Origin of the sequence: Burkholderia anthina, assembly GCF_902498995.1 — a bacterium.
Lineage (GTDB): Bacteria > Pseudomonadota > Gammaproteobacteria > Burkholderiales > Burkholderiaceae > Burkholderia > Burkholderia anthina.
The window spans coordinates 64,718-88,620 of record NZ_CABVLY010000001.1 but is presented as its reverse complement, the minus strand read 5'-3'; the positions used below and the strand labels follow the sequence as shown (position 1 = coordinate 88,620).

The 23,903-nt window shown below is 68.5% G+C and carries 20 protein-coding genes; 13 read left to right on the top strand and 7 right to left on the bottom strand.

Translation table 11 applies throughout. The annotated features are described in order from the left end of the window. Positions 1-97 precede the first annotated feature (97 nt). The 5 genes from ybeY (at position 98) to lnt (ending at position 4,669) form a co-directional block, all read left to right on the top strand. Positions 98-874, top strand: a complete 777-nt coding sequence (gene ybeY / locus BME24068_RS00405; protein ID WP_096507120.1) for an rRNA maturation RNase YbeY — start codon at positions 98-100, stop codon at positions 872-874. A gap of 14 nt (positions 875-888) precedes the next feature. Beyond that, a complete protein-coding gene (locus tag BME24068_RS00400; RefSeq protein WP_096507119.1) occupies positions 889-1,521 on the top strand; it encodes a gamma-glutamylcyclotransferase in 633 nt (210 codons plus the stop codon). Continuing rightward, positions 1,512-1,745 carry a hypothetical protein gene (locus BME24068_RS00395; protein WP_174924803.1) on the top strand — a complete coding sequence of 78 codons (234 nt, stop codon included), beginning with the start codon at positions 1,512-1,514 and terminating at the stop codon, positions 1,743-1,745. Before BME24068_RS00400 ends, BME24068_RS00395 begins: the two co-directional genes overlap by 10 nt. Positions 1,746-2,031: 286 nt before the next feature. Further along, a complete protein-coding gene (locus tag BME24068_RS00390; RefSeq protein ID WP_174924848.1) occupies positions 2,032-2,919 on the top strand; it encodes a CorC family transporter in 888 nt (295 codons plus the stop codon). Positions 2,920-2,971: 52 nt separating this feature from the next. Next, positions 2,972-4,669 carry an apolipoprotein N-acyltransferase gene (lnt, locus tag BME24068_RS00385; RefSeq protein WP_174924847.1) on the top strand — a complete coding sequence of 566 codons (1,698 nt, stop codon included), beginning with the start codon at positions 2,972-2,974 and terminating at the stop codon, positions 4,667-4,669. Positions 4,670-4,769: 100 nt separating this feature from the next. Here lnt and BME24068_RS00380 read toward each other — a convergent pair whose 3' ends face one another. Beyond that, complete coding sequence (locus tag BME24068_RS00380; protein WP_174924846.1) at positions 4,770-6,407, bottom strand: tetratricopeptide repeat protein; 1,638 nt, start codon at positions 6,405-6,407, stop codon at positions 4,770-4,772. 335 nt (positions 6,408-6,742) lie between these two features. Between BME24068_RS00380 and glyQ the strand changes: the two genes are divergently transcribed. From glyQ to BME24068_RS00355, 5 genes are read left to right on the top strand one after another with little or no spacing between them, the layout of a single operon-like run. Then, positions 6,743-7,747 (top strand): glycine--tRNA ligase subunit alpha, encoded by a 1,005-nt coding sequence (gene glyQ / locus BME24068_RS00375; RefSeq protein ID WP_080681364.1) that lies wholly within the window; start codon positions 6,743-6,745, stop codon positions 7,745-7,747. Between the two features lie 22 nt (positions 7,748-7,769). Further along, the gene (glyS, locus tag BME24068_RS00370; protein ID WP_096507114.1) at positions 7,770-9,869 is read left to right on the top strand and encodes a glycine--tRNA ligase subunit beta; all 2,100 of its coding nucleotides are present in this window, start codon (positions 7,770-7,772) and stop codon (positions 9,867-9,869) included. Positions 9,870-9,879: 10 nt separating this feature from the next. Beyond that, positions 9,880-10,443 carry a D-glycero-beta-D-manno-heptose 1,7-bisphosphate 7-phosphatase gene (gene gmhB / locus BME24068_RS00365; RefSeq protein ID WP_174924845.1) on the top strand — a complete coding sequence of 188 codons (564 nt, stop codon included), beginning with the start codon at positions 9,880-9,882 and terminating at the stop codon, positions 10,441-10,443. A gap of 43 nt (positions 10,444-10,486) precedes the next feature. Then, a complete protein-coding gene (locus tag BME24068_RS00360) occupies positions 10,487-11,251 on the top strand; it encodes a lysophospholipid acyltransferase family protein (RefSeq protein WP_096507112.1) in 765 nt (254 codons plus the stop codon). A 46-nt stretch (positions 11,252-11,297) separates the two neighbouring features. Then, the gene (locus BME24068_RS00355; RefSeq protein WP_174924844.1) at positions 11,298-12,206 is read left to right on the top strand and encodes a M48 family metallopeptidase; all 909 of its coding nucleotides are present in this window, start codon (positions 11,298-11,300) and stop codon (positions 12,204-12,206) included. Between the two features lie 112 nt (positions 12,207-12,318). Here the strand turns inward: BME24068_RS00355 and gloA are convergent, their stop codons facing one another. Then, a complete protein-coding gene (gene gloA / locus BME24068_RS00350; protein WP_096507110.1) occupies positions 12,319-12,708 on the bottom strand; it encodes a lactoylglutathione lyase in 390 nt (129 codons plus the stop codon). A 345-nt stretch (positions 12,709-13,053) separates the two neighbouring features. Between gloA and BME24068_RS00345 the strand changes: the two genes are divergently transcribed. Beyond that, entirely contained in the window at positions 13,054-13,989 is a 936-nt protein-coding gene (locus BME24068_RS00345; protein ID WP_174924843.1) for a DMT family transporter, read from the top strand. Positions 13,990-14,085: 96 nt separating this feature from the next. Here the strand turns inward: BME24068_RS00345 and rsmA are convergent, their stop codons facing one another. The 4 genes from rsmA to BME24068_RS00325 are packed head-to-tail and all read right to left on the bottom strand — an operon-like array spanning position 14,086 to position 19,753. Next, positions 14,086-14,916: a 16S rRNA (adenine(1518)-N(6)/adenine(1519)-N(6))-dimethyltransferase RsmA gene (gene rsmA, locus BME24068_RS00340; protein WP_174924842.1), complete on the bottom strand. Its 831-nt coding sequence runs from the start codon at positions 14,914-14,916 to the stop codon at positions 14,086-14,088. A gap of 56 nt (positions 14,917-14,972) precedes the next feature. Then, positions 14,973-15,971 (bottom strand): 4-hydroxythreonine-4-phosphate dehydrogenase PdxA, encoded by a 999-nt coding sequence (gene pdxA / locus BME24068_RS00335; protein WP_096507107.1) that lies wholly within the window; start codon positions 15,969-15,971, stop codon positions 14,973-14,975. A gap of 11 nt (positions 15,972-15,982) precedes the next feature. After that, complete coding sequence (locus tag BME24068_RS00330) at positions 15,983-17,341, bottom strand: peptidylprolyl isomerase (RefSeq protein ID WP_096507106.1); 1,359 nt, start codon at positions 17,339-17,341, stop codon at positions 15,983-15,985. A 51-nt stretch (positions 17,342-17,392) separates the two neighbouring features. Then, a complete protein-coding gene (locus BME24068_RS00325; RefSeq protein WP_096507105.1) occupies positions 17,393-19,753 on the bottom strand; it encodes an LPS-assembly protein LptD in 2,361 nt (786 codons plus the stop codon). A 223-nt stretch (positions 19,754-19,976) separates the two neighbouring features. On the opposite strand from BME24068_RS00325, the gene BME24068_RS00320 reads away from it, so the two are divergent. Further along, complete coding sequence (locus BME24068_RS00320) at positions 19,977-21,026, top strand: aminoglycoside phosphotransferase family protein (protein ID WP_174924841.1); 1,050 nt, start codon at positions 19,977-19,979, stop codon at positions 21,024-21,026. Between the two features lie 32 nt (positions 21,027-21,058). Then, on the top strand, positions 21,059-21,781 hold the full coding sequence (gene murU / locus BME24068_RS00315; protein WP_096507103.1) for an N-acetylmuramate alpha-1-phosphate uridylyltransferase MurU: 723 nt from the start codon (positions 21,059-21,061) through the stop codon (positions 21,779-21,781). Positions 21,782-22,004: 223 nt separating this feature from the next. Here the strand turns inward: murU and BME24068_RS00310 are convergent, their stop codons facing one another. Beyond that, entirely contained in the window at positions 22,005-23,876 is a 1,872-nt protein-coding gene (locus BME24068_RS00310; RefSeq protein ID WP_174924840.1) for an ABCB family ABC transporter ATP-binding protein/permease, read from the bottom strand. Positions 23,877-23,903 lie beyond the last annotated feature (27 nt).

The window sequence follows — 23,903 nt, the reverse complement described above, 5'->3', positions numbered from 1 at the left end:
GCGCCGGGCTTTTTTTCGCCCGCGCGCGGCCGGTTCGAATTCGGGTGCGATCGGCCGTTTGGTGTATCCTCAACGCGTCCCAATCGCCTCACCCGTCATGAAATCTTCCCGCTCCCGCAAGTCCGGTCGCGACCAGTCCGCCGCGCCCGATTCCCCCCGTGTTTCGCTGTTCGATGCGAAGGGCAAAGCCCGGACCATCAGCGCACAAGGACTGCGAATCGACTTCCCGGACGGCCGCAGCCTGATGTTCGACCTGTCGGGCAGCTCGGGCGAGGCGGCCGTCGCGATCGTCGCGCAGCACAACGACCCGGCGATGCGCGCGAAGCTCGCGCTGCAGCCCGAGCACTACGACAGCGTGACGCTGCACGTGGGCGCCGAGCTCGCGCCGCGCGAAGAGGAACTGGAAGCCGAACTGCGCGAACCGGAACTCGACCTGTCCGTGCAGTACGGCGACGAGATCGCCGGCGACGTGCGCAAGGCGCTCCCCAAGCGCAAGCTGATCGCCGAGTGGATCGAGCCGGCGCTGTTCGCCAGCGCGCAGCTGACCGTGCGCTTCGTCGGCGAGGAAGAAGGCCGCACGCTGAACGCCGGCTACCGCCACAAGGACTATCCGACCAACGTGCTGACCTTCGCGTACGACGCGGCGCCCGACGGCACCGTGATCGGCGACCTCGTGCTGTGCTGCCCGGTCGTCGAGAAGGAAGCGCACGAACAGGGCAAGCCGCTCACGGCCCACTACGCGCACCTGCTGGTGCACGGCGCGCTGCACGCGCAGGGCTACGATCACGAGACGAGCGACGAGGACGCGGCCGAAATGGAAGCGCTCGAAGTCGACATCCTCGCGAAACTGGGCTTCCCGAACCCGTACCAGTAAGCACCGCCTGCACCATGCACCACGCCGCGATACTGCCGCCCGCCTACCCGCCGTCGATCGGCGACGGACGGCTGCTGACGGAAGACGAGCTCACGGCGTCGCTCGCGCACACGATGCGCGACTGGGACGGCCAGCAGGATCTGTGGCTGTTCGGTTACGGCTCGCTGATCTGGAACCCCGGGCTGCCGACCGTCGCCGCCGTGCGCGGCAAGGTGCACGGCTACCATCGCGGGCTCTACCTGTGGTCGCGCGTGAACCGCGGCACGCCCGAACGTCCGGGGCTCGTGCTCGCGCTCGATCGCGGCGGCTCGTGCTCGGGCATCGCATTCCGGCTCGCGGGCCCCACCGCGCAGCCGCATCTCGAAACCTTGTGGAAGCGCGAAATGCCGATGGGCTCGTACCGGCCCGCATGGCTGCCGTGCTCGCTCGAGACCGGCGAACGCGTGAACGCGCTCGCGTTCGTGATGCGCCGCGACGTGCCGACCTACACCGGCAAGCTGACCGACCCGGTCGTGAAGGAGGTGTTCGACTGCGCGGCCGGCCGCTACGGGACGACGCTCGACTACGTGAGCCGCACCGTGGACGCGCTGCGCGCGAGCGGCATCCCCGACCGCGCGCTCGAAGGGCTGCTCGCGCGATGCCGGTAACGTCCGACCGGCACATCGGCGTCCCGCCGGCGGTCGTCGGCGCGGGACGCGCATCCGGACCCCAAACCGCTCCGCGGCAACCGTCACGCCGTTCGCGCTGCAGGCTCGCCGCGCTGATCGTCGCCGCGAGCGTCGCGCTGTCCGGCTGCGGCCTGTTCGGCTGCGGCGGCGCCGCGACCAACGGCGCGGCCGCCGGCGGCTGCTCGGCCGGCATGCGCTTCTGAAGCCGCGCCGGCGCGGCGCGACGAAATGCCGCCGTGCCGCGCTGCCGCCCGAGCGGCCGGCCACCGCCGGTGCACGCATTTTTGCCGCCGCTGCCCCGGCGCCCCTTTCTGAGATAGGATGGAGACGAAGGACGGCGCCGTGCGCGGCATGGCCGTCCCCGAGCGGGGCTCGCGCGAGCCGCCTGAGCCCGGCCGGACGGCCGGTGTGACACGGCCGCGCCATGCCCTTGGTGTATCCTTGCCTACTCCGTGACAGCGCGCCCCGGCATGACCCGGGCGCACCACCATGAACGATTCGTATCCCAGTCGTAAGCTAACCGACAAACCGCAAGAAAAGCGCTCGCTGCTCGAGCGCCTGACCGACTTCATCTCGCCCGAGCCGGAATCCCGGACCGAGCTGCTGGAAATCCTCCAGGACGCCCACGAACGCAACCTGATCGACGCCGATTCGCTGTCGATGATCGAAGGCGTGTTCCAGGTGTCCGACCTGTGCGCCCGCGACATCATGGTGCCGCGCGCACAGATGGACGCGATCAACATCGCGGACAAGCCTGAAGACTTCATCCCGTTCGTCCTCGAGAAGGCGCACTCGCGCTACCCGGTGTACGAGGAGAACCGCGACAACGTGATCGGCGTGCTGCTCGCCAAAGACCTGCTGCGTTTCTATGCCGAAGAGGAATTCGACGTGCGCGGGATGCTGCGTCCCGCCGTGTTCATCCCCGAATCGAAGCGCCTGAACGTGCTGCTGCACGACTTCCGCGTGAACCGCAACCACCTCGCGATCGTCGTCGACGAATACGGCGGCGTCGCGGGCCTGATCACGATCGAGGACGTGCTCGAACAGATCGTCGGCGACATCGAGGACGAATACGACTTCGACGAAGAAGCCGGCAACATCATCTCGGGGCCGGACGGCCGCTACCGCGTGCGCGCGCTGACCGAGATCCAGCAGTTCAACGAGACGTTCGGCACCGATTTCCCCGACGACGAAGTCGACACGATCGGCGGCCTGATCACCCATCATTTCGGCCGCGTGCCGCATCGCGGCGAGAAGCTGCAGCTCGGCAACCTCGTGTTCGAGATCCAGCGCGGCGATGCGCGCCAGGTCCACGTGCTGCTGGTGCGCCGCAACCCGCTCGCGAGCCGCCGCGCCGAAGCCTCGCACGAGGACTGACCGTCTCGCGCCGGCCGCGCCTCCTTCAACCGCTCGCCCCCTTCCGCTTCACATGGACGATCCGATCCCGTCCCGCCCGGCTGGCGGTCTTCTCGCGCCGGCGCCCGGCCGCGCGCTGCCGCGCTGGCACTACCCGGCCGCGCTGCTCGCCGGCGCGGCCAATACGCTCGGCTTCGCGCCGACGCCGCATGGCGGCTGGCTGCAGCTCGTCGTATTCGTCTGGTTTTTCGCGCAGCTGACACGCACGTCGAGCTGGCGCGGCGCCGCGCTCACCGGCGGCGCGTTCGGCTTCGGCAACTTCATCAGCGGCATCTGGTGGCTCTACATCAGCATGCACGTATACGGCGAAATGGCGGCGCCGCTCGCGGGCGGCGCGCTGGTGCTGTTTTCGCTGTACCTGTCGCTGTACCCCGCGTTCTCGGCCGGGCTGTGGTCGTTCTGCGCGGGCCATGCGTGGCATCGCCGTACCCCCGATCCGCGGCCGTTCTCGCCGACCTGGCACGGCGCATTCGCGTTCGCCAGCGCGTGGGCGCTCGGCGAATGGCTGCGCGGCACCGTGTTTACCGGCTTCCCGTGGCTCGCGAGCGGCTACCCGCAGGTCGACGGCCCGTTCGCGGGCTTCGCGCCGGTCGTCGGCGTGTACGGGATCGGCTGGGTGCTCGCGCTGTTCGCCGCGCTGGTCGTGCAGGCGCTCGTCGCCGCGCGCCGCGCGCCCGCGAATGCGGACGAACAAGGCGCCGGCGGCAACGCGCGCGTGCGGATTGCCGCGCCGGCCACCATCGCCGTCGCGCTGGTCGCCGCCGGCCTCGGGCTGTCGCAGGCCACGTGGACCGTGCCCGCGAACGCGCCGCTCACCGTGCGGCTGCTGCAGGGCAACGTGAAGCAGGACATCAAGTTCGAGGAAGCGGGCATCGACGCGGCGATCAAGATGTACCAGCAGATGATCGTCGAGAAGCCGGCCGACCTGATCGTCACGCCGGAGACCGCGATCGCGGTGATGATCCAGGAACTGCCCGAGCCGTTCGCCGTCGCGATCCGCAAGTTCAGCGACACGACGGGCTCGGCCGTGCTGTTCGGCGCGGTCGGCGCGTCGGTGACGCCGGACGGCCGCTACGTCGACTATACGAACAGCCTGTACGGCGTGACGCCGCACTCGCGCGACATCTATCACTACGACAAGCACCATCTCGTGCCGTTCGGCGAATTCATCCCGTGGGGCTTCCGGTGGTTCGTCGACCTGATGAAGATGCCGCTCGGCGATTTCGCGCGCGGCGCGCCGGTGCAGAAGCCGTTCTTCGTGCACAACCAGCCGGTGATGGCCGACATCTGCTACGAGGACTTGTTCGGCGAGGAAATCGCCGCGACGATCCGCGACAATCCGCAACCGCCCGGCGTGCTCGTCAACGTGACGAACCTCGCGTGGTTCGGCGACACGATCGCGCTCGACCAGCACCTGCAGATCGCGCGGATGCGCGCGCTCGAAACGGGCCGGCCGATGCTGCGCTCGACCAACACCGGGATGACGGCCGCGATCGACGCGCACGGCCGCGTGCTCGGCCAGTTGAAGCCGTTCACGATCGGCTCGCTCGACGTGCGGATCGAAGGCACGAGCGGCTTCACGCCGTACGTGACGAGCGGCAACAACATCGTGCTCGCGGTGTCGCTGGTGCTGCTCGCGTTCGGCTTCACGTTCGGGCCCGGCCTGCGCCGCCGCAACGGCGCGAAGGCCGGCGACGACCGCAACGCCTGACGCATCGGGCGGCCGTCGCGCGCTGCGCGGCGGCCGCTGCCCCGGCCTGCGGTTCGGCCCCGGGTGCCGAAGCCTCGGCGTGATTCCTTCGAAGCGCCGGTCAACGCTTGCGCTTCGCCTCCTCCACCACCCCGCGCAAATCCCGTGCAAGCGCGTCCATCACCGGCGCCCATGCGCCGAACGCCGGCTGCCGGTACAGCGTGGCAGTCGGATACCACGGGCTGTCCGTGCGTTCGAGCAGCCACGGCCAGTGCGGATTCACGTCGAGCAGCACCCACGTGCGCGCGCCGAGCGCGCCCGCCAGGTGCGCAACCGACGTGCACACCGTGATCACCAGATCCAGCGCGCCGATGAACGCGGCCGTATCGTCGAAACTCTTCAGTTCGGCCGTGTGGTCGTCGATCGCGAAGCCGGCCGCGCGCGCCGCGGCGACGTCCGCTTCCGCGCCCGGCTGCAGCGAATGGAATGCGACACCGTCGATGCCGCGAAACGCGCTCGCATAGCGCTCGAGCCCGACGCGCCGGAACGGGTTGCGCTGGTGCCCCGCGCTGCCCGTCCACACGAGCCCGACCTTCAGCCGGCCGTCGCCCGCGAGCCGCGCGCGCCACGCGTCGCGCGCGCGCGGCTCGGCGTGCAGGTACGGCACCGATGCATCGAGCGTCGACGCCTGCGTCCCGAGCAGCAGCGGCAGGCCGATCAGCGGCACTTCGTAGTCGAATGGCGGCAGCGCGTCGACGCCGCCGCCCGCGCTGAACGCGTCCGCGTGCGCGCCGAGGCTGCGCGCCATCAGCATGCCGACCTGCGGGAACGTGTTCCAGACGAGCCGGCCGCCCTCGCGGTGCACGCGCTCGGCGAGCGGCGCGACGTAGCGGCTGAACTGCAGCACGTCGCCGAGCCCCTGCTCGCCCCACACGAGCAGCGTCTTGCCCGCGAGCGGCTCGCCGCGCCAGCGCGGGCCGGGCAGCACCGGCAGGCGGCCGCGCAGTTCGCCGGCACCGTCCCAGCGCGCCTCGTGACTGCGCCAGCCGTCCGCGTAGTTGCCGCGCACGAGCTGGATGATCGCGAGGTTGAAACGGAACGCCGCGTCGTCGGGCGCCAGCTCGCACGCGCGCGTCGCGTAGCGCTCGGCGTCGTCCCAGCGCTGCGCCTCCTTCATCGTCATCGCGATATTGTTCAGCGCGAGCGCGTTGTCGGGCGCGATCTCCGCGAGCCGTGCGGCGCACACGAGCGCACCGTCGAGATCCTGCATCGCGAGCCGCGCGACGACGAGGTTGATCCACGCCTGCACGTCGTGCGGATCGGCCTCCACGGCCGCGGCGAGCAGCGCGATTTCCTCGTGGCGATCGCCGCCCGACAGACGCAGCGCGACCGCGAGGTTGTTGCGCAGCGACGGCCAGCCGGGGTCGAACGCGAACGCCGCGCGGTACGGCGCGACGGCGTCGGCGTGACGGTCGAGCATCTGCAGCGCGTAGCCGTGATTGAAGCCGGCGCCCGCGCCCGGGTGAAGGCGCGCCGCGCATTCGGCCAGCGCGAGCGCGTCGGCCTTGCGCTGCCGCGCAACCAGCGTCGAGGTCAGCCGCGCGAGCGCGGTCATGTCGGTCGCGTGCAGATGACCGGCGGCGCTCAGCCACAGATCGTACGCGGCGCGCTCGCCGCGCGCGTGCGCGTCGGCGGCCCGGCCGAGCAGCGCGAGCAGCGGCGGCAGCAGCGGAATGAGGAGGTCGTTCGAGTCGTCCATGCGCTCCGGAAATCGGCAATCGGTCGCGCGACAACGGCCGCGCGCACCGCGATACGCGCATCTTAACGCCCGCGGGAACCGCTGCCGCAAGCGCATCGCGAACGCCGTCGCGACGCAGCGCCCGAGGCCGCGCCGGGCGCGTCGGCGCCCCGCACGAATGCGGCGAAAATACCGTCGACGGCCCCTTCGTCCGCGTTCCGGCCGCATCCGGTCGCCGATCCGGTAAAATTGCACGTTTCAGCACACTAACAAGCCGCGCCGCCGCGCGAGCCGACCCTCCGGGCCCCGCCCGGAGCGCCGCCCGCAACGGAGCGCCAGCGCCACGAAGGCTCTTCATGCTTACGTTTCAGCAAATCATCCTGACGCTGCAGTCCTACTGGGACAAGCAGGGTTGCGCCCTGCTCCAGCCCATCGACATGGAAGTCGGCGCGGGTACGTCGCACGTCCACACGTTCCTGCGCGCGGTCGGCCCCGAGCCGTGGCGCGCCGCCTACGTGCAACCGTCGCGCCGCCCGAAGGACGGCCGCTACGGCGAGAACCCGAACCGCCTGCAGCACTACTACCAGTACCAGGTCGTGCTCAAGCCGGCGCCGGAAAACATCCTCGACCTGTACCTCGGCTCGCTCGCGGCACTCGGCTTCGACCTGAAGCAGAACGACGTGCGCTTCGTCGAGGACGACTGGGAGAACCCGACGCTCGGCGCATGGGGCCTCGGCTGGGAAGTGTGGCTGAACGGGATGGAAGTCACGCAGTTCACGTATTTCCAGGAAGTCGGCGGCCTCGAATGCAAGCCGGTGCTCGGCGAGATCACGTACGGCCTCGAGCGCCTCGCGATGTATCTGCAGAAGGTCGAGAACGTGTACGACCTGGTCTGGACCGAGTGGGAAGAGCAAGGCCCGAACGGCCCCGAGCTGCGCCGCCTGTCGTACGGCGACGTCTACCACCAGAACGAGGTCGAGCAGTCGACCTACAACTTCGAGCACGCGAACGTCGACCTGCTGTTCACGTTCTTCAACAGCTACGAAGCGGAAGCGAAGAAAATGATCGACGCGCAGCTCGCGCTGCCCGCGTACGAACTCGTGCTGAAGGCCGGCCACACGTTCAACCTGCTCGACGCGCGCGGCGCGATCTCGGTGACGGAACGTGCGGCGTACATCGGCCGCATCCGCGCGCTGTCGCGTCTCGTCGCGCAGGCTTACTACGACTCGCGCGAGAAGCTCGGCTTCCCGATGCTCGGCAACCCGCCGGGCGTGCCGGGCCTCACCACCGACGCCCAGGACGCCGCACAACCGGCATGGGCGCCGCCGCTGAAGGTCGAACGCAAGATCGATCAGGACTGACGAGACGAGATTTATTCCAGACATGACGCACAATCATCCCGCCCCCCTGCTCGTCGAACTGCTGACCGAAGAGCTGCCGCCGAAGGCCCTCGCGCGCCTCGGCGACGCATTCGCCGAAGGTGTCGCACAACGCCTCGCCGCGCGCGACCTCATCGAAGGCGAACTCGTATTCGAGCGCTACGCCACGCCGCGCCGCCTTGCGGTCGTCGTGCAGAACGTGCGCGCCGTCGCGCCTGAAAAGCAGGTCCGCGAAAAGGTCCTGCCCGTGTCGGTCGCGCTCGACGCCGAAGGCAAGCCGACCGCCCCGCTCGCGAAGAAGCTCGCGGCGCTCGGCCACCCGAACCTGACGATCGCCGATCTCGAGCGCGCGCAGGACGGCAAGGCCGAAGCGTTCTTCGTCAACTATTCGGCGGCCGGCGCAACGCTCGCCGACGGGCTGCAGGCCGCGCTCGACGAAGCGCTCGCGAAGCTGCCGATCCCGAAGTTCATGACCTACCAGCGCCCGGACGGCTCCGACGTGAAATTCGTGCGGCCGGTGCACCGCCTGACGGTGCTGCACGACGATCGCGTCGTGCCGGTCACCGCGTTCGGCATCGATGCCGGCGACACCACGCTCGGCCACCGCTTCCTGTCCGACGGCCTCGTCGCGATCCAGCATGCGCATGCGTATGCCGACACGCTGCGCGACAAGGGCCGCGTGATCGCGCACTTCGCCGATCGCCGCGAAACGATCCGCACGCAACTGAACGAGCACGCGAACGGCGACACCGTCGTGATGCCCGAATCGCTGCTCGACGAAGTGACGTCGCTGGTCGAATGGCCGGTCGTCTACCCGTGCCGCTTCGAGGATGAATTCCTGCAGGTTCCGCAGGAATGCCTGATCCTCACGATGCAGACGAACCAGAAGTACTTCGCGCTGACCGACGTGGGCGGCAAGCTGCGCTCGCGCTTCCTGATCGTGTCGAACATCGAGACGAAGACGCCGGGCGAGATCATCGAAGGCAACGAGCGCGTCGTGCGCCCGCGCCTCGCCGACGCGAAGTTCTTCTTCGAGCAGGACAAGAAGAAGCCGCTCGCCGAGCGCGTGCCGCTGCTCGCGAACGTCGTCTATCACAACAAGCTCGGTTCGGCGCTCGCGCGCGTCGAGCGCCTCGAAGCGCTGGCCGGTGAAATCGCGCCCGCGATCGGCGCCGATGCCGCGCACGCGAAGCGCGCCGCGCGCCTCGCGAAGGCCGACCTGCTGACCGACATGGTCGGCGAGTTCCCGGAACTGCAGGGCACGATGGGCACGTACTACGCGCGTCACGACGGCGAACCCGACGACGTCGCGCTGGCATGCGCCGAGCACTATCAGCCGCGCTTCTCCGGCGACGCGCTGCCGACCACGCCGGTATCGACCGCCGTCGCGCTCGCCGACAAGCTCGAGACGATCGTCGGCATCTGGGGCATCGGCCTCGCGCCGACCGGCGAGAAGGATCCCTTCGCGCTGCGCCGTCACGCGCTCGGCGTGCTGCGCCTGCTGCTCGAGAAGCAGTTGCCGCTCGATCTCGTGTCGCTGCTGCGCACGGCCCACGCGCGCTTCGAAGGCGTGCCGGGCGTCGCCGAGTCGACCGATGCGATCTTCGCGTTCTTCATGGATCGCCTGCGCGGCCTGCTGCGCGAACGCGGCTACACGGCCGGCGAAGTCGACGCGGTGCTGAGCCTGAACCCGACCCGCGTCGACGATCTCGTCGCGCGTCTCGACGCCGTGCGCGAATTCACGCGTCTCGCGGAAGCCGAAGCGCTCGCGGCCGCGAACAAGCGGATCTCGAACATCCTGAAGAAGTCGGAAGGCGGCGCGAACGGCGCGGTACAGCCGACGCTGCTCGTCGAAGCGGCCGAAAAGGCGCTGCACGAACAGCTCACGGCCGTGACGCCGCACGTGCAGTCGCAGCTCGAAGCACGTGCGTACACGGGCGCGCTGTCCGCGCTCGCCGCGCTGCGCGCACCGGTCGACACGTTCTTCAACGACGTAATGGTCAATGCCGAGGATCCCGCGCTGCGCGCGAACCGCCTCGCGCTGCTGTTCGCGCTGCACCAGCAGATGAACTGCGTCGCCGACATCTCGAAGCTCGCCGCATAAAGGCCGAACGATGCCGACCAGCCCCAACCGCAAGCTCGTCGTCCTCGACCGGGACGGCGTGATCAACGTCGATTCGGATGCGTTCATCAAGACGCCCGACGAGTGGATCGCGCTGCCCGGCAGCCTCGAGGCGATCGCACGGCTCAACCACGCAGGCTATCGCGTGGTCGTCGCGACCAACCAGTCCGGCATCGGTCGCGGGCTGTTCGACATGGCCACGCTCAACGAGATGCACCTGAAGATGCATCGCGCGGCGGCCGCGGTCGGCGCGCGCATCGACGCGGTGTTCTTCTGCCCGCACACGGCCGAGGATCACTGCGACTGCCGCAAGCCGAAACCCGGCATGATGCAGATGATCGCCGAGCGCTTCGAGATCGATCCCGATCACACGCCGGTCGTCGGCGATTCGCTGCGCGACCTGCAGGCCGGCGTCGCGGTCGGCTTCCAGCCGCACCTCGTGCTGACCGGCAAGGGCAAGAAGACGCTCGCCGCGGGCAACCTGCCCGACGGCACGAAGGTCCACGACGACCTGCGCGCGTTCGCCCTGGATTTCCTTTCACACGAACACGAGTGATGCGGGCGCCGCGCGCATCCTCCTTACTGTCAGACCCACGCCGATGCGCTTCGTCCGCTCCCTGCTGCTGCTGCTCTACTTCATCGTGTACACGGTGCCGTACGCCACCGCGTGCTTCATCGCGTTTCCGTTCATGCGTCCCGACGCGCGCTACTGGATGGCGGCCGGCTGGTGCAAGTCGACGCTGTGGGTCGTGCGCTGGCTGAACGGCATCCGCTACCGGATCGAAGGGATGGAGAACCTGCCCGACGGCCCGGCCGTGCTGCTGTCGAAGCACCAGTCCGCGTGGGAGACGCTCGCGTTTCCGGCGCTGATGCCCAAGCCGCTCTGCTACGTGTTCAAGCGCGAGCTGCTGTACGTGCCGTTCTTCGGCTGGGCGCTCGGGCTGCTGCACATGGTCAACATCAACCGCAAGGAAGGCAAGAACGCCTTCGTGTCGGTGATCCGCCAGGGCAAGAAGCGCCTGTCGGAAGGCGCATGGATGATCATGTTCCCGGAAGGCACGCGCACGCCGGTCGGCAAGCAGGGCAAATACAAGACGGGCGGCGCGCGCTTCGCGATCGAAACCGGCGCACCGGTCGTGCCGATCGCGCACAATGCAGGTCGCGTGTGGCCGCGCAATTCATTCACGAAATTCCCGGGCGTGGTCACCGTGTCGATCGGCAAGCCGATTCCGGTCGAAGGCAAAACGCCCGACGTATTGAACTCGCAGGTCGAAGCATGGATCGAAGCGGAAATGCGCCGCATCGACCCGGATTCTTATCGCGAGCCGGGCAATGCGGGTACGCGCGATGCCGCGCGCGTCTGAATCCCCCGGATTGCCGCCGTTGCGTACGACGAAACGAAGCGAATTGATGAAAAAGCGTCCGCGGCCACGGCCTGCCGTCGTGGCTCTCGATCATCGCCAGATGGATCTGCCACTCTTCGACGGGCCGGCTGCCGCACCGTCGGCGCCCGCCGCACCGCCCACGCCGACGCAGCCTGAAGCCACGCCGGTGGCCGCCGCGCCCACCACCCCGCTCGACCCGGGCCGCGCGCCCGATCGCTCCCGCGTCCGCACGTTCGCGCTCGACAGCCGCGTGCTCGAATACCGGCTGAAGCGCTCGGCGCGCCGCACGATCGGCTTCACGATCGACGGCAGCGGGCTGTCGATCACCGCGCCGCGCTGGGTCACGCTCGCCGACATCGAAGCGGCGATCGCCGAGAAGCAGCGCTGGATCTTCGCGAAGCTCGCGGAATGGAAGACCCGCACCGAGCAGCGCGCGCTGCCGCAAATCGACTGGCGCGACGGCGCGCAACTCCCGTATCTCGGCAAGACGGTGACGATCGCACTCGGCGCGGGCGCCCTCGCGTTCGACGCCGATGCACTGCGACTGTCGCTGCCGCTGCCCGTGCAGGCGGACATGCAACAGATCAAGGATCGCGTGCAGGGCTGGCTGCAGAACGAAGCGAAGCGGATCTTCGGCGAACGTCTCGTCGTCTACGCGGAAAAGCTCGGCGTCACGTATTCGATGGTTGCGCTGTCGTCGGCCGCGACGCGCTGGGGCAGTTGCTCGAGCGACGGCAAGATCCGGCTGAACTGGCGGCTGATCCATTTCCCGATGTCGATCATCGACTACGTCGTCGCGCACGAACTGTCGCACCTGCGCGAAATGAACCACAGCCCGGCCTTCTGGCAGACGGTCGAATCGATCTTTCCGGAATTCCGCGAAGCGCGGCACACGCTCAAGCATCATCCGCCCGAGCTGCTGCCGTCGCTGTAACGCTACCGGTATCGGTACGACGTAAACGCCAAACGGGCGATGCGGAGAACCCCGCATCGCCCGTTTTCGTTGCCCGCGGCGCGCAATGCGCCGCGAACCGCTCATCCGGCGCTCAGTGCGCCTTCTTCTGGATGAACTCGATCTTGTAGCCGTCCGGATCCTCGACGAACGCGATCACGGTCGTGCCGTGTTTCATCGGGCCCGCTTCGCGCGTGACCTTGCCGCCTTGCGCCTTGATCTTGTCGCAGGCCGCGTACGCGTCTTCGACTTCCAGCGCCAGGTGACCGAAGCCGTTGCCGAGATCGTAGGACGGCGTATCCCAGTTGTGGGTCAGCTCGATCACGGTGCCCGTGCTTTCCGCTTCATAGCCGACGAACGCAAGCGTGAACTTGCCGTCCGGATAATCCTCGCGACGCAGCAGCTTCATGCCGAGCAATTCGGTGTAGAACTTGATCGAGCGGTCGAGATCGCCGACTCGCAGCATCGTATGCAGCAAACGCATGTGTTGTACTCCTGTGGGGCCTTTCCAGAACCGGAAATTCTACCGGAGTCGCGTGAATCTCGCCGCGCACGCCCCGTGCGCCACCGGCCGATATCGCGCATCGGTGCGCGGCACCGCCGCCCGCACGCCCGTGGAAACCATCAGGCGCGACGCGCCCCGGCACCGCGGCCGATCGGGTAACATCGTCCCACCTCGCACTAAAAGCGGGCATGCCGCCCGCCGCGGAAACGCGACTCACCCCCTTCATTCAGCCACACTGCCTCCCGTGCGAAACCGCCGATTCGAGCGCACCGTCCGCGCCGTCCGCCTGCCGTCGTCTTCCCGTCATTGCGCCGAGGCCCGCCGATGAGCGCGCTCGCCGCTTCGCCCGTGCGCCGCGCGCTCGACACGCGCGCCGTCGGCGTCATGCTGCTGCTCTGCGCGATCTGGGGCTTCCAGCAGGTCGCGATCAAGAGCACGAACGCAGCCATCCCGCCGATGTTCCAGGCCGGACTGCGCTCGGTGATCGCCGCACTGCTGCTGTGGGGCTGGGCCCGCTCGCGCCACACACCGCTGTTTCGCGCGGACGGCACGCTCGGCGCGGGTATCGCGGCCGGCGCACTGTTCGCCGGCGAGTTCATCTGCGTGTTCTTCGGGCTGACGCTGACGAGCGCATCGCACATGGCGATCTTCCTGTATACGGCGCCGTGCTTCACGGCGCTCGGCCTGCATCTGTTCGCGCCGGGCGAGCGGCTGCAGCGCATGCAGTGGGCCGGCGTCGCGCTCGCCTTCGCCGGCATCGCGCTCGCGTTCGCGGACGGCTTCCTGAAGCCAAGCGCACCCGGCGCGTCGGTGCTGGCCGGGCTCGCCGGCGACGCGCTCGGGATCCTCGGCGGCGCGATGTGGGCCGCGACGACCGTCGTCGTGCGCTCGACGTCGCTCGCACGCGCGAGCGCGAGCAAGACGCTGTTCTACCAGCTCGCGGTATCGGCCGTCGTGCTGGTCGGGCTCGCGGCCGTGCTCGGCGAAACGTCGTTCGCACGCGTCACGCCGCTTGCGCTCGCGAGCCTCGCTTACCAGTCGGTGATCGTCGCGTTCGTCAGCTATCTGTCGTGGTTCTGGCTGCTCACGCGCTACAGCGCATCGCGGCTGTCCGTGTTCACGTTCCTGTCGCCGCTGTTCGGCGTCGCGTTCGGCGTGCTGCTGCTCGGCGAGTCGGTCGGCTGGCGCTTCATGTCCGCGGCCGCGCTGGTGCTGACCGGCATCGCACTCGTCAACACGCCGCCGCGTCGGCGGGCGTGATGCGCGCCCGGCCTGCCGCGACGTCCGGACAATAAAAAAGGCTGCCCCGTGGGGCAGCCTCGTGAACATCGACGTGGCGCGCGCCGCGCGCTGCGATCAGCCGGCGGCCTTGCGCACCACCGCAAGCGCCTGCGCGACGCCGACGTATTCGGCCACGCTGACATCCTCCGCACGCCGTGCGAGATCGAAGCCGAGCGCGTCGAAATCGATCGTCTCGCGATAGTCGCCCAGCGTATTGCGCAGCATCTTGCGGCGCTGCGAGAACGCGGCCGTAACGACTTCGCCGAGCAGCACGGGATCGACGTCCGGCAGTTCGTGCGGCGCGTACGGAATCATCCGGACGATCGCCGAATCGACCTTCGGCGGCGGCTGGAACGATTCCGGCGGCACGTCGAGCATCTTCTCCATCACGTAGCGGTACTGCAGCATCACCGACAGCCGCGAGAATGCCTTCGTGCCCGGCTCCGCAACCATCCGCTCGACGACTTCGTTCTGCAGCATGAAATGCTGGTCGATGACCGCGTCCGCGAACGACATCAGGTGAAACAGCAGCGGGCTCGAAATGTTGTACGGCAGGTTGCCGACGATGCGCAGCGACGGCGTGTCGCCGGGCGCCGCGAGCGAGCGGAAATCGAATGCGAGCGCATCGCCCGCGTGCAGCTCCAGCAATGCACCGAAGCGCTGCTGCAGGCGGCCGATCAGGTCGCGATCGAGTTCGACCGCGTGCAGCGGCGACTCGGGCGTCGCGAGCCGCTCGATCAGCGGGCCCGTCAACGCGCCGAGCCCGGGGCCGATCTCGACCATCCGCTGGCCGCGCGCGGGGCCGATCGTCGAGACGATCGAGTCGATCACGCCGTGATCGACGAGGAAGTTCTGCCCGAAGCGCTTGCGCGCGAAGTGGCCTTGGTGCTGTCTGCTGTTCGACATCGACTGAGAAAAACGAAAAATACGACGAATAAAGTCAGGCCGCGAAGGGCGGCGCGTCAGGACGCGCGGCGATGGCGCGCCATCGTGACGGCCGTGTCGAGCGCGGCGACCATGCTGCCCGGATCCGCGCGGCCCGTGCCGGCCAGATCCAGCGCGGTGCCGTGATCGACCGACGTGCGGACGATCGGCAGCCCGAGCGTGACGTTGATGCCCTCGCCGAACGTCGCGTACTTCAGCACGGGCAAGCCCTGATCGTGGAACATCGCGAGCACGCAGTCGGCATCCGCGAGGTAGCGCGGCTGGAACAGCGTGTCGGCCGGATACGGGCCGCGCGCGTCGATGCCCTGCGCCTTCGCGCGCGCGAGCGCCGGCGAGATCACGTCGATCTCCTCGCGCCCGAGATAGCCGTTCTCGCCCGCGTGCGGGTTCAGCCCCGTGACGAGGATGCGCGGCGCGGCGAGACCGAAGTCGCGCCGCAGATCGTGATCGATGATCGCGAGCGTCTCGACGAGCCCGTCGATCGTCAGCGCGGCCGATACGTCCTTCAGCGGCAGGTGGGTCGTCGCGAGCGCGACGCGCAGCGGCCGCTCGCCGGTGCCCGCCAGCATCATCACGACGCGCGGCGTGTGCGTGCGTTCCGCAAGATATTCGGTGTGGCCGGTGAACGGCACGCCGGCATCGTTGATCGTGCTCTTCTGCAGCGGCGCGGTGACGATCGCGTCGTACCGCCCCGCCACCGCCCCGTCGATCGCCGCATCGAGCAGCCCGAGCACGTAGCGGCCGTTGGCCGCGTCGAGCGTGCCCGCCTGCGCGGGCGCGGCGAGCGCGTGATGCGCGACCGACACCTGGCCGCCCTGACTGCCACCGGCAAGCACCGCCCGGTCGGCGCCGACGGCCGCCGCGCGCGCATCGAGCAGCGCGGCGTCGCCGAGCACGGTGAAATGTGCATCCGGCCAGCGCCGCGCGGCGTCCTGCAATGCCTGCACGGTCAGCTCCGGACCGACACCCGCGGGCTCACCGGTCGTGATCGCGATCTGCAGCGCGGGTGTCGTCATCTGGCGCTCGCTCAGTTCGCCGGGCCCATGCCGCTGATCTTGTACTGGACGTACGACGAATCGCGCAGCTCGCGCAGCCAGTCGGCATACGCCTGCTCGGCCTTGCGCTGGCCGATGGCCTGACGCGCGATATCCATCTGCTGCTGCACCGAACCTTCCGCGTCGCGACGGCCGATCACCTGGATCAGGTGATAGCCGTACTCGGTACGCACCGGCTGGCTGATCTGGCCGTCCTGCAGGTTGTTCATCGCGCGCTCGAATTCAGGCACGGTCTCGCCCGGGCTGATCCAGCCCAGGTCGCCGCCTTGCGACGCCGAACCGTCCTGCGAGTAGGTGCGCGCGAACTTCTCGAAATCGCCGCCGGCCTCGATCTGCTTGCGGATGTCGAGCAGTTGCTGGCGCGCCTGGCCTTCCGACTTGCCTTCGCCCACGCGCAGCAGGATGTGGCGCACGTGCGTCTGCACGATCTTCGGCGCCGCGGCCGAGGTGCCCTGGCTCTCGCGGCGATCGACCAGACGCACGACCTCGAAGCCGTCCGGCACGCGGATCAGCGTCGGGTTGACCTGGCCCGGGCGCAGCTTCGATGCGGCTGCGACGACGTCCGGCGGCAGCGCGCCCGGCGCCTTGAAGCCGAGGTCGCCGCCCTTCTTCGCGTCGTCCGCTTCCGAATTGCTCTTCGCGAGCTTCTCGAAATTGGCGCCCGACGTCGCCTGCTGCAGCAACGCTTCAGCCTTCTTCTGCGCGGCTTCGATCTCCGGCTGCGGCGCGTTGGTCGGCGCCTTGATGAAGATGTGCTCCAGGCGCAGGTCCTGCTGCTGCGATGCGCTCGGCCCGCGCTGGCTCGCGATGTAGTTCGCGACTTCCGCGTCCGACACGGTGATCTTGCCGTCGACTTCGCGCTCGCGCAGCTTCGACAGCATCAGTTCGGTACGCGCATCGTTCGTGAAGATGCTCCAGGGCACGCCTTGCCCCTCGATGCGCGCACGATACTGGTCGAGCGTCATCCCGTTCGCCTGCGCGAGGCGCTGCAGCGTGGACTGCACGGTGGCATCGTCGACGCGGATCCCGTCGTCCTTCGCCTTCTGCACCTGGATGCGCTCGAGCACCATCTGGTTCAGCACCTGCGCGCGCAGCTGGTCGGCCGGCGGCACGGGCGCGTTCTGCTGCTGCAGCCGGCGCGAGATCAGGCCGACGCGCTGGTCGAGTTCGCGGCCCGTGATCACGTCGTTGTTGACGACCGCGACGACTTCGTCGGCGAGCTGCGCGCCTTGCGAACCGAGCGCCTGCGCCGCGGCCGGCGCAGCGGCGAGCAGCGCGGCGGACGCGGCGAGGCTGGACACGACTGCCGCGAAACGAAGGGTTTTCTTCATTGCCACTGATACTCCATTGAAATCGTGCTGACCGGTGCAGACAAGCCGGCGTTACTCGTAGTTGCTGAAGCGGGACATCGGCGGCGGCGCGGACGGCAGCGGCGTGTAGCCCGGCACCCCGGCGCGGAATGCCGAGACGAGGCCGTTGTCCACCGTCGACAGGCCCTTGAGCGTCAGCTGCATCATGAAACGCGTCGACGAGTTCTGCTGCCCCGACGTATTCACGCCGTTCGCAAACCGCTGGACCCCGACCCCGAGCGCCCAGCAATCCGCGTCGTATTGTAAGCCGAGCAGACCGTCGACCACGCGATCTCCGGCCAGGTCGTAGTTGAAACGGCCGATCGCGTACAGACGGCGCGTAAGCGGCCACTGCGCGGACACCAGGAACTGGTTGATCGGCTGGCCGTCGAGCGTCGTGTTCGCACGCGTGTAGCGATAGCCGACGTTGATCACGCGGCGCTCGCCCGGGCTGTAACCGAAACCGACGCTCGATTTCACGAGCTGGTTGTTGTTCTGGTTGTACTGGAACGCCGTCTCGGACATGAAGCCCGAGCCGAGCTTCAGCGCGGCGCCGACGATCAGGTCCGAGTGGCGCGCCTGCACCGCGGTCTGGCCCGAGTTCAGCGTGACGCGCTGGTCGGCGAAGTAGTACTGCTGCGCGATCACGAAGCGCGCGCGTTCGTCGCCGGTGCGCGGATCGATGAAGCGCGACGTCAGGCCGGCCGTGATCCGGTTCGCGTCCGCGATCCGGTCGTTGCCGACGAACGTGTTCGGCTGGTAGATCTCCGCGAGCCCGAAGTCCGACTCCGCGGTGTCGAACAGCGGCGCGTTCGACTGGTCGCGATACGGCGTGTACACGTAGTACAGGCGCGGCTCGAGGGTCTGGATGAAGTCCTGGCCGAACAGGCGCACCGAGCGGTCGAAGATCAGGCCCGAGTCGAAGCTCACGGTCGGGATCGACTCGGTGAAGCGCTTCGGGCTGTTCGGCGTGCTCGACGACAGGTAGTTCAGGTCGTACGACGCGAAGTGGTACTGGACCTTCGGCACGACGAAGTAGCCGGGGCCGTACACGCCGTACGAGAGGTACGGGTTGAAGACGACGCGGTCGCCTTCGGTCGAATCGGCGGTCGTGATGCGGAACCGCGAATAGTCGGCTTCCGCGCCGTAGTCGAAGCCGCCGACGTTGTACTTCGTGTACTTCACGTTCAACTGCGGCTCGCGGCTGTACGGCGCGATCGACGGCGGCAGCGTCTGCCAGTGCTGATAGCGCGCGAGCACCGACCACGGGCCCTTGTTGTACGTGAGGCCGGCTTCCTGCTGGTACAGCGTCTGCGTCCCGTTGATGAACTGGTTCATCGACCCAAGGTCTTCGGGATACGTGTTGTCCGAGACCTTGTTGAAGTAGACGTAGCCGCCGAAACCGCCGCCGAAGTTCTGCTGGTGCTGCCAGTAGATCGCGTAGCGGTCGCGGTGCGCGAGCCGGTCATCCGGCAGGTAATTCGCCGTAAACGTGCCCGAATACGTCGGCGACAGATAGCGGAACGTCGCCTCGGTCTGCACGCCGCGCCGCGAGATGATGCGCGGCGTGAGCGTCAGGTCGCGGTTCGGCGCGATGTTGAAGTAGTACGGCAGCGTCAGCTCGAACCCGTTGTTCGAGTTCATCGAGAACGTCGGCGGCAGCAGGCCGCTGCGCCGCTCGCCCGACAACGGGAACGTCATCCACGGGCTCGCGAAGATCGGCACGCCCTGGAAGAACAGCACGCTGTTGCGCACGGTGCCTTCGTCGGCACCCGTATCGAAGTCGAAACGGCTGCCCTTGATGTACCACGCGGGATTCGTCGAGCACTGGCACGCCGTGTAGGTGCCGTTCACGAACACCGAGCGCTCGCTGTCGAGCAGGTCGACGCGCTCCGCGCTGCCCGATCCGCCCGTCACGTTGAAGTGGTACTTCGGCGCCGTCATGAAGCCCTGGTTCGCCTCGATCTTCAGATGCGCTTCGGGGCCCGCGAACGATGTGCCGTTGTTGACCACCCGGACCTGGCCGTACGCATCGGCCATGTCGGTATCCTGATCGTAGTGGATCGCGTCGGCCTTCACGACCGCGTCGCCGCGCCGCAGCTCGGCCGAGCCCTTCGCGGCCAGGTCCTGATCGGCCGTGCCGCTCGTATGGTCGGCGATCACGAAGGCGGCCGGCTTCGCGCCGTCCTTCAGCGGATGATCCTCGAGCTGGGGTGCGAGACGCAGATCCCACGGCGAATCGAGCGGCTGCGGCTGCGCGGCCGCACCCGACAGCTGCGCGTACGACACGGCCGGCACGAGGCCGGGCACGGCCAGGAGCGCGAGCGCGAGCCGCCGTTTGCGCGGCGCCCCGTCACCGGGGAAGACATTCGGGAATAGCGGTTTGGGCGGCATCTATCGTTTGGCGAATCGCCCCTTGTCAACCGTACCTACATGGCACATTCGCGCGCGGCCGGCCGCACCGTCGAACCGCGACTGCGGCTGAGCGCAAACGAGGGAGGCGATCGGGCGAGCGGCGCGACAGGCGGCGGACCTGCACGGCGGAAGCTGACGCGGGGCGCGTCAAAAAAGTCGTGGGGTATTATATGGCAAGACGTTCCCCCCTCCTCCGAGTTTCATGACGCCCCCATCCGCCGCATCCCAGCCCGACGCCCGCCTCGAAGCGCTCACCGCGTGGCTGCACCCGCTCGCCGGGCGCTACGCCCTCGATCTGTCGACGCTCGCGCCCGCCTCGTCGGACGCCAGTTTCCGCCGCTATTTCCGTGTCGCGTCTGCCACGATCCCCGGCGGCGCGCTGATCGCCGTCGACGCGCCGCCGCCCGAGAAGTGCCGCGAGTTCGTCCAGGTCGCGCAGTTGCTGGCCGCGGCCGGCGACCACGTGCCGGACGTGCTGGCGCACGATTTCGATGCCGGCTTCATGCTCGTGACCGATCTCGGCCGCACGTCGTACATCTCGGTGCTCGATCCGGCCGACCCGCTCGCCGCCCGCCCGCTGATGCGCGACGCGCTCGACGCGCTGATCCGCTTCCAGCTGAGCTCGAAGCCCGACGTGCTGCCGCCGTTCGACGAAGCGTTCCTGCGCCGCGAGATGGAGCTGCTGCCCGAGTGGTACGTGGGCCGGCACCTCGGCAAGCCCGTGACCGACGCGATGCGCGGCACGCTCGACCGCACCTTCGCGCTGCTGGTCGCGAGCGCCCATGCGCAGCCGCAAGGCTTCATGCTGCGCGACTTCATGCCGCGCAACCTGATGGTCTGCGAGCCGAACCCGGGCATGCTCGACTTCCAGGATGCCGTGTACGGGCCGCTGACGTACGACGTCGTGTCGCTGCTGCGCGACGCGTTCATCAGCTGGGACGAGGCGTTCGAGCTCGACTGCTTCGCGTACTACTGGGAGAAGGCGAAAAAGGCCGGCCTGCCGGTCGACCCGGATTTCGGCGAGTTCTACCGTCAGCTCGAATGGATGGGGCTGCAGCGCCACATCAAGATCCTCGGCCTGTTCGCGCGCATCAACTACCGCGACGGCAAGCCTCACTATCTGAACGACCTGCCGCGCTTTTTGACCTATGCGCGCAAGGTCGCGCTGCGCTACCGCCCGCTCGTGCCGTTCGCGAAGCTGCTCGATGAACTCGAGGACAAGGCGGCGCCCGACGTCGGCTATACGTTCTGACCGCCCTCTACCGTTCTGATACCCGGCCGAACATGAGCACTCCCCTGACCACGGCGATGATCTTCGCCGCCGGGCGCGGCGAACGGATGCGCCCGCTCACCGACACCCGCCCGAAGCCGCTGCTCGAAGCGGGCGGCAAGCCGCTGATCGTCTGGCAGATCGAAGCGCTCGCACGCGCGGGCATCGAGACGATCGTGATCAACCACGCATGGCTCGGCGACCAGCTCGAGGCCACGCTCGGCGACGGTTCGCGCTGGGGCGTGCGGCTCGCGTATTCGGCCGAGGGCGACGCGCTGGAAACTGCCGGCGGCATCGCGCAGGCGCTGCCGCTGCTCGAACGCGACGGCCGGCCGACGGTGTTCGCGGCGGTTGCCGGCGACGTGTACTGCGCATTCGACTACCGGACGCTCGCCGCGCGCGCCGCGCAGATGGCCGCGCTCGACGCGCCCGCGATGCATCTCGTGATGGTGCCGAACCCGCCGTTCCATCCGGCCGGCGATTTCGTGCTCCGCGACGACGGCCGGCTGTCGCTCGCCGGCACGCCGCGCGTGACGTTCGGCAGCATCGGCGTGTACGACACGCGGATGTTCCGCGACATCGTGCCGGGCACGCACCGCGCGCTGTCGCCCTACTTCAAGGCGACGATCGAGGCCGGCCGTGCGACCGGCGAATTGTATGAAGGTATCTGGGAGAACGTCGGGACGCCCGCGCAGCTCGGCGAGCTCGACGCGCGGCTGCGCGCCGCCGCGGGCTGATCGTTTCGCGGCCGGGCGCCGGCCGCCGGTTCGCCGGTTCGCCGGCCGATGGCCCGACAGGCCGCTGAAGGCCCCGCCGAGCCGGGTTCAGGCTGCGAACGCGCCACCGGGTCACCCGGTCGTGACGTCGTGACACCGCGACACCGCTGCGCCACCCGCTACCGAGCGAACGAACGGCCAACCACCCGCTCCCGCCGCGCACCGCTTCGCGCGGCACCCACGCTCACGCGGCCTCGGCCGCTTCCCCGCCCGCCGCCGCGCGCTGCTGCTGCAGCGCCCACATCTGCGCATACAGCCCGTCGGCGCGCACGAGTTCGTCATGCGTGCCGCGCTCGACGATGCGTCCGTGGTCCATCACGAGAATCTGCTGCGCATGCACGACCGTCGACAGCCGGTGCGCGATCACGAGCGTCGTGCGATGCCGCGCGATCTGGTCGAGCTCGTGCTGGATCGCTCGCTCCGAGCGCGAATCGAGCGCCGACGTCGCCTCGTCGAACAGCAGCACCGGCGGATCCTTCAGCAGCGTGCGCGCGATCGCGACGCGCTGCTTCTCGCCGCCCGACAGCTTCAGTCCGCGCTCGCCGACCGGCGTGTCATAGCCCTTCGGCAAGCTTTCGATGAAGTCGTGGATGTGCGCGGCGCGCGCGGCCGCGATTACTTCGTCGCGGCTCGCGGTCGGCCGGCCGTATGCGATGTTGTAGTAGATCGAGTCGTTGAACAGCACGGTGTCCTGCGGCACGATCCCGATCGACGCGCGCAGCGAATCCTGCGTGACGTCGCGAATGTCCTGACCGTCGATCCGGATCGCGCCGCCCGTCTGGCGGTCGAGATCGTAGAAGCGGAACAGCAGCCGCGACAGCGTCGACTTCCCCGAACCGCTGTGGCCGACCACCGCGGTCGTCGTGCCCGCGTCGATCGTGAACGTCACGTCGTGCAGGATCGCGCGCGACGCTTCATACGAGAAGTTCACGTGCTCGAAGCGCACCTGCGCGCCGGCCACCGCGAGCGGCCGCGCATCGGGAAGATCCGCGACTTCCTTCGCGGCCGACAGCAGCCCGAACATCCGGTCCATGTCGGTGAGGCTCTGCTTCAGCTCGCGATACACGACGCCGAGGAAATTCAGCGGAATGTACAGCTGCAGCATGAACGTGTTGATCAGCACGAGATCGCCCAGCGTCAGCTTGCCCGCCAGCACGCCCTGCGTCGCCCGCCACAGGATGAACACGAGCCCCGTGCCGATGATCGCCTGCTGGCCGAAGTTCAGCACCGACAGCGAGTTCTGCGAGCGGATCGCGGCCTTGCGGTAGCGCCTCAGGTTCTCGTCGTAACGCTGCGCTTCCCACTCCTCGTTGCCGAAGTACTTCACCGTCTCGTAGTTGATCAGCGAATCGATCGCGCGCGAGTTCGCACGCGAGTCGAGCTCGTTCATCGTGCGGCGAAAGTGCGTGCGCCAGTTCGTGACCTTCACGGTGAACACGATGTACGTGACGAGCGCCGCGAACGTCACGTACGCGTAGTACGCCTCGTACTTGACCACGAAGAAGCCGAGCACGAGCCCGACTTCGACGAGCGTCGGCAGGATGCTGTACAGCGAATAGGAAATCAGTTGCTGGATCCCGCGCGTGCCGCGCTCGATGTCGCGCGACATGCCGCCCGTCTGGCGCTCGAGGTGAAAGCGCAAAGACAACCCGTGCAGATGCCGGAACACCTGCAGCGCGAGCTGGCGCACCGCGCTCTCGGTGACCTTCGAGAACAGGATTTCGCGCAGCTCGGTAAACAGCGACGTCGACAGCCGCACGAACGCATACGCGACGACGAGCAGGCCCACGCCGCCCGCGAGCACGATGCCGGCCGAGTGCTCGGCGCGGCCGAGCGCGGTGAGCTGCTGCACGGCGGACAGATGATCGACGATGCGCTTCATCACGACGGGCATGCCGAGGTTCGCGACCTTCGCGCCGATCAGGCAGCCGAGCGCGAGCGCGACGCGCCATTTGTAGGTAGCGAGATACGGCAGCAACGACCGGATGGTCTGCCAGTCGTTGCGAGGCCCGGTCGAAGCCGGCGCGGGCTCGCCGGAAGCAGGAAATCGGCGCATGGGGGAAGGATCGGCGGTGTGTCGGGC

Coding starts and splice junctions, on each gene's coding strand:
- gloA (WP_096507110.1), bottom strand. CDS start 12,708: ATGCGTTTGCTGCATACGATGCTGCGAGTCGGCGATCTCGACCGCTCG.
- BME24068_RS00360 (WP_096507112.1), top strand. CDS start 10,487: ATGCGCTTCGTCCGCTCCCTGCTGCTGCTGCTCTACTTCATCGTGTAC.
- lnt (WP_174924847.1), top strand. CDS start 2,972: ATGGACGATCCGATCCCGTCCCGCCCGGCTGGCGGTCTTCTCGCGCCG.
- BME24068_RS00390 (WP_174924848.1), top strand. CDS start 2,032: ATGAACGATTCGTATCCCAGTCGTAAGCTAACCGACAAACCGCAAGAA.
- BME24068_RS00395 (WP_174924803.1), top strand. CDS start 1,512: ATGCCGGTAACGTCCGACCGGCACATCGGCGTCCCGCCGGCGGTCGTC.
- BME24068_RS00310 (WP_174924840.1), bottom strand. CDS start 23,876: ATGCGCCGATTTCCTGCTTCCGGCGAGCCCGCGCCGGCTTCGACCGGG.
- glyS (WP_096507114.1), top strand. CDS start 7,770: ATGACGCACAATCATCCCGCCCCCCTGCTCGTCGAACTGCTGACCGAA.
- murU (WP_096507103.1), top strand. CDS start 21,059: ATGAGCACTCCCCTGACCACGGCGATGATCTTCGCCGCCGGGCGCGGC.
- BME24068_RS00320 (WP_174924841.1), top strand. CDS start 19,977: ATGACGCCCCCATCCGCCGCATCCCAGCCCGACGCCCGCCTCGAAGCG.
- ybeY (WP_096507120.1), top strand. CDS start 98: ATGAAATCTTCCCGCTCCCGCAAGTCCGGTCGCGACCAGTCCGCCGCG.
- BME24068_RS00325 (WP_096507105.1), bottom strand. CDS start 19,753: ATGCCGCCCAAACCGCTATTCCCGAATGTCTTCCCCGGTGACGGGGCG.
- gmhB (WP_174924845.1), top strand. CDS start 9,880: ATGCCGACCAGCCCCAACCGCAAGCTCGTCGTCCTCGACCGGGACGGC.
- pdxA (WP_096507107.1), bottom strand. CDS start 15,971: ATGACGACACCCGCGCTGCAGATCGCGATCACGACCGGTGAGCCCGCG.
- BME24068_RS00345 (WP_174924843.1), top strand. CDS start 13,054: ATGAGCGCGCTCGCCGCTTCGCCCGTGCGCCGCGCGCTCGACACGCGC.
- glyQ (WP_080681364.1), top strand. CDS start 6,743: ATGCTTACGTTTCAGCAAATCATCCTGACGCTGCAGTCCTACTGGGAC.
- BME24068_RS00380 (WP_174924846.1), bottom strand. CDS start 6,407: ATGGACGACTCGAACGACCTCCTCATTCCGCTGCTGCCGCCGCTGCTC.
- rsmA (WP_174924842.1), bottom strand. CDS start 14,916: ATGTCGAACAGCAGACAGCACCAAGGCCACTTCGCGCGCAAGCGCTTC.
- BME24068_RS00355 (WP_174924844.1), top strand. CDS start 11,298: ATGAAAAAGCGTCCGCGGCCACGGCCTGCCGTCGTGGCTCTCGATCAT.
- BME24068_RS00400 (WP_096507119.1), top strand. CDS start 889: ATGCACCACGCCGCGATACTGCCGCCCGCCTACCCGCCGTCGATCGGC.
- BME24068_RS00330 (WP_096507106.1), bottom strand. CDS start 17,341: ATGAAGAAAACCCTTCGTTTCGCGGCAGTCGTGTCCAGCCTCGCCGCG.